The sequence below is a fragment of the Vibrio sp. S234-5 genome (assembly GCF_000960595.1).
Lineage (GTDB): Bacteria > Pseudomonadota > Gammaproteobacteria > Enterobacterales > Vibrionaceae > Vibrio.
This window is the reverse complement of sequence record NZ_JZAM01000238.1, coordinates 1-4,020: the sequence shown is the minus strand read 5'-3', so window position 1 is coordinate 4,020 and position 4,020 is coordinate 1. Positions and strand designations below refer to the sequence as shown.

Annotated in this window: 3 protein-coding genes and 1 pseudogene; 3 read left to right on the top strand and 1 reads right to left on the bottom strand. The window is 40.0% G+C overall.

What is annotated here, in order from left to right:
- Positions 1-503 precede the first annotated feature (503 nt).
- From UF06_RS15715 to UF06_RS15710, 3 genes are all read left to right on the top strand, one after another.
- Positions 504-905 carry a DUF2007 domain-containing protein gene (locus UF06_RS15715; RefSeq protein ID WP_045571281.1) on the top strand — a complete coding sequence of 134 codons (402 nt, stop codon included), beginning with the start codon at positions 504-506 and terminating at the stop codon, positions 903-905.
- A gap of 1,058 nt (positions 906-1,963) precedes the next feature.
- Positions 1,964-2,401 (top strand): hypothetical protein, encoded by a 438-nt coding sequence (locus tag UF06_RS26230; protein WP_139046376.1) that lies wholly within the window; start codon positions 1,964-1,966, stop codon positions 2,399-2,401.
- Between the two features lie 56 nt (positions 2,402-2,457).
- The gene (locus UF06_RS15710; protein ID WP_045571280.1) at positions 2,458-3,150 is read left to right on the top strand and encodes a hypothetical protein; all 693 of its coding nucleotides are present in this window, start codon (positions 2,458-2,460) and stop codon (positions 3,148-3,150) included.
- A gap of 644 nt (positions 3,151-3,794) precedes the next feature.
- On the opposite strand, the pseudogene UF06_RS15705 reads toward UF06_RS15710, so the two are convergent.
- A pseudogene (locus UF06_RS15705) lies at positions 3,795-4,020 on the bottom strand (IS1634 family transposase); the annotation flags it as partial.

Genomic DNA, 4,020 nt, shown 5'->3' with positions numbered 1-4,020 from the left:
AGGCACGCGGCGTTATGTTTAATCACGTCAAATCAGTTGATTGCATCTTTTCTTTGCTCCCTCGGCTTGTTGGTTTTGTGCTCGTCGGCAAGTTGGCTTCGTTTGGCGCTGTTTTCCGGACATTTATTTTTTGGTGCTGAAAACTCTGAGTGTTGCCTCAGTCAATTTTCGAGTAAGCGTGAAGTAGGTGCGACTGGCTTAATCGGTATTTTGACCACAAGTGTTTGGGCTTGAATTGCCAAAACTCGAAGTCTGTTTTTCAAATCTATGAGTGATTTCAGTTTTTTAGGTCTTGGCTTTTGTTTGTGAGTCAATGCTGAGTTAATCTTGGTTTTGGTAAACGTAAGCCCTTGAAGCTTAAACATAACAAAGCGTTAAAGAGGGACTTGGCACGCGTGGCATTTTCAATTTGCGTTGGGTTTAGTGGTTAAGTCGCTGTGCGGTAGCTTTTGTAGTGCGTGCCTGCACCCCTTAACGCGGCGTTATACCACAAGGAGTAATATGTGATTGTAGTAGCACGGTTTTCTTTTCCTCACGAAGCTCATATCGCGAAAGCGAGTCTAGATAGTGCCGGGATAGAAAGCCACATTGCTGACGAGAATACGGTGAATACTCAGTGGCTTTATTCAAACGCTATGGGCGGTGTTCGCCTGATGGTCTCCGAGCGTGATGCAGAGGAAGCGAAACAAATACTTAGTAGTGACTTCTCAGAATCATTGGAAAATGAAGTTGCCGTTGATGAAGCAAAAGATGTTTGCCCTAACTGTGGTAGCACGGAGCTATATGCATTTACAAAAGGTAAGCGTCCAGCTTTCTTAGTATTCATTTTACTGGGTTTCCCACTGTTCTTTTACAAGCATGGTTACAAGTGTAAGCAGTGTGGGGAGTTCAGTGAAAAGCTTTGAGTAGTGGTATAACAAACGCTTTAAGACGGATTCGCAACGCTTGGCGGTTTTGGTTTGATTTGGCTTTTGTGTTTACGGTGCAATCATTTAGTGTCGTGATAGCGTTGCTCACCACTTAAGCGGGCGTTAGGTTTACGAAGAGAAAAGCGTAATTTTTGGGGAAAAGATTTGGGGGTTTCTTAAGCAATTCGTTTGCGGATGTCAGCAAATCGGCTTGGTTTGCCCAAATCATCACGTTTCTTTAATCATTTCTCATGTCAAAGTTCATGGATGCTTCATTTAAGAATCGAGCAGGTTGGTTGAAGGTTTCTCTGGCGCAAAGGCGCTTTGATTTAATCAATGGAATTGACTTAACTGTTTGTTTTTAGGTTGATCGCATTTGGCTGCTAAATTGAGAGAAATACTTGGAATTAATTCAACACAATGCATTAAGCTAGCGGGATTCTTTGCCAAGCAGGTGAAGGTTAAACAGTACAACCTAACAAGAAATTCAAGCCTGACTACCAACGCGTGGCTGAATCTGCTCTAAATGGGTTTAGTGATTACGGTACGTTGCTTCAAATGACATTGTGCGTTGGTAGCAGCTTAATTCGGCGTTAGGTTTACGAAGAGAAAAGCGTAATTGTTGGGAAAAAGATTCGGGGATTTCTCCAACCATTCGTTTTCGGGTGTCAGCAAATCGGCTTGGTCTGTCCAAAATCATCACGTTTCTTTCACTTTTTCTCATGCCAATGTTCGTGGGTTGCTTCATTCAATTTTTGCATCGGTTCGTTGAAAGTTTCACTGGCGCAAAGGCGCTTTGGGTTTCTCAATCGAATGAATGAGTTACTTGTTTTAAGTTCATCGCATTTGGCTGCCAAATTGAGTAAAAGATTTGGGTTTCGTTTATCGTAATGCGTTAAATTAGTGGTTCTTTGCCAAGTTAATGAATACGAAATAGTAATACCTAACAAAAAATTCAAGCCTGACTACCAACGCGCGGCTGAATCTGCTCTAAAATGGTTTTGTGATTACGGTGCATTGCTTAAAGTGACATTGTGCGTTGGTAGCAGCTTAATTTGGCGTTAGGTTTACGAAGAGAAAAGCGTAATTGTTGGGGAAAAGAATCGGGGATTTCTCTAGCCATTCGTTTTCGGATGTCAGCAAATCGGCTTGGTCTGTCCCAATCATCACGTTTCTTTCACTTTTTCTCATGCCAATGTTCGTGGGTTGCTTCATTGGAAAATGGCGTAGGTTGGTTGAAATTCTCTCTGGCGCAAAGTCGCTTTGATTTTCTCAATCGAATGAATGAGTTACTTGTTTTAAGTTGGTCACATTTGGCGGCCAAATTGAGTAAAAGGCTTGGGTTTTGTTTATCACAATGCGGTAATCTAGCGATTCTTTGCCAAGCAAGTAAATGCGAAATAGTAACACCTAACAAAAAATTCAAGCCTGACTACCAACGCGCGGCTGAATTAGTTCCAAAATGGTTTAGTGATTACGGTGCATTGCTTTAAGTTGCATTGTGCGTTGGTAGCAGCTTAATTTGGCGTTAGGCATTCAAGGAGTTAATATGTACAACGAAGATATTAAAGAGTTACTTGAACATAGTAAAAATGAAGTTAATGCAATTGCTGAGCAATCTAAGCAAGGTACTATTAATAAAATTGCTGTTAAAAATGTACTGGAAAATTTAAGGAGTATTCTTGATTATCATAGTCAAGACATTTTGAATGTATTAAAAGCTAAGGTAAGTAACAAAAAATCACCAAATAAAGTTTATTTCCCTTATGGTCAGAAAGAAAATCATTTTAAGAATAGTGTAAAAAATAATCTACCGTCACTAAATGAAGTATTGCCTGAGGCTTATCAATTATTAGAAAGTATTCAGCCATTTAAGTCTAAAGATAATTGGGTTGTTGATTTATGCTCATTAACTAATGAGGCGAAACATAACAATCTATCAAAAACAAAAAAACAGAAATCAGTGTCAATTAGACAGGGAAACTTTATACATATTGATGGTGCAACTAATGTAGTGTTAGAAAACAATTATGTAAATGGTCAACGCTTAGATGATGTGTATGTCAATAATAACCATGAGGTTAGAATAGTAAAGCATTCTGGAACAACACTAATTACAGAAAATAATAAGATCAAATTTGACGGTAAGGAGATTGAGGTCGCTCCTTTTCTAAGGCAATGCCATTCAAAAATAGAACAGTTTTCGAGCGAGTTAAGTCAAATTTTGCATAAAAATGCCTAACAAACGCTTCAAGAGGGACAGCCAACGCGTGGCATTTTTACTATGCGTTGGTTTTTGTGGTTACGGTGTTATGCGGAAAGTTAGTAGTAGCGTTGGCTGCCCCTTAAGCGGGCGTTAGGTTTATCAAGAGAAAAGCATAATTGTTGGGGAAAAGATTTGGGGATTTCTCCGGGTATTCGTTTACGGATGTCAGCAAATCAGCTTGGTCTGCCCAAAATCATCACGTTTCTTTAATCGTTTCTCATGTCAAAGTTCATGGATTGCTTCATTGGAAAATGGGGTAGGTTGGTTGAAGGTTTCTCTGGCGCAAAAGTGCTTTGATTGCACCAAAAAAACTGACTTAACCATTTGTTTTTAGGTTGATCGCATTTGTCTGCCAATTTGAGTGAAATACTTGGAACTGGTTCAACACAATGCATTAATCTAGCGGAATTCTTTGCCAAGTGGGTGAAGGTTAAACAATAAAACCTAACAAGAAATTCAAGCCTGACTACCAACGCGTGGCTGAATCGATTCCAAAATGGTTTAGTGGTTACGGTGCGTTGCTTTCAATGACTTTGTGCGTTGGTAGCAGCTTAATTCGGCGTTATGCAACTCAGGTAAATTTAGGGGTTTAATCTTTTAGCCGACATTCCGCAGCTAATTTAGGAATAAACTACCTCATAGAATCTACCGAGTAATTTGAGTAGTTGTGTTTGGTGCTCTTGAAGTCCAGTGATGAACCGTTGGCCGTTAATCTCTAGCGTATCTATGCCTTCGAATTGCAAGAAGACCCAACGTGCCGTCGGTCTGGAGGTCGTCTTGTTCTTTACCATACTTGGGAAGAACGCTTCGGTTTGTGCGAGTTGCTCTCTGATTTTGTGTTCTAAA

Coding starts and splice junctions, on each gene's coding strand:
- UF06_RS15710 (WP_045571280.1), top strand. CDS start 2,458: ATGTACAACGAAGATATTAAAGAGTTACTTGAACATAGTAAAAATGAA.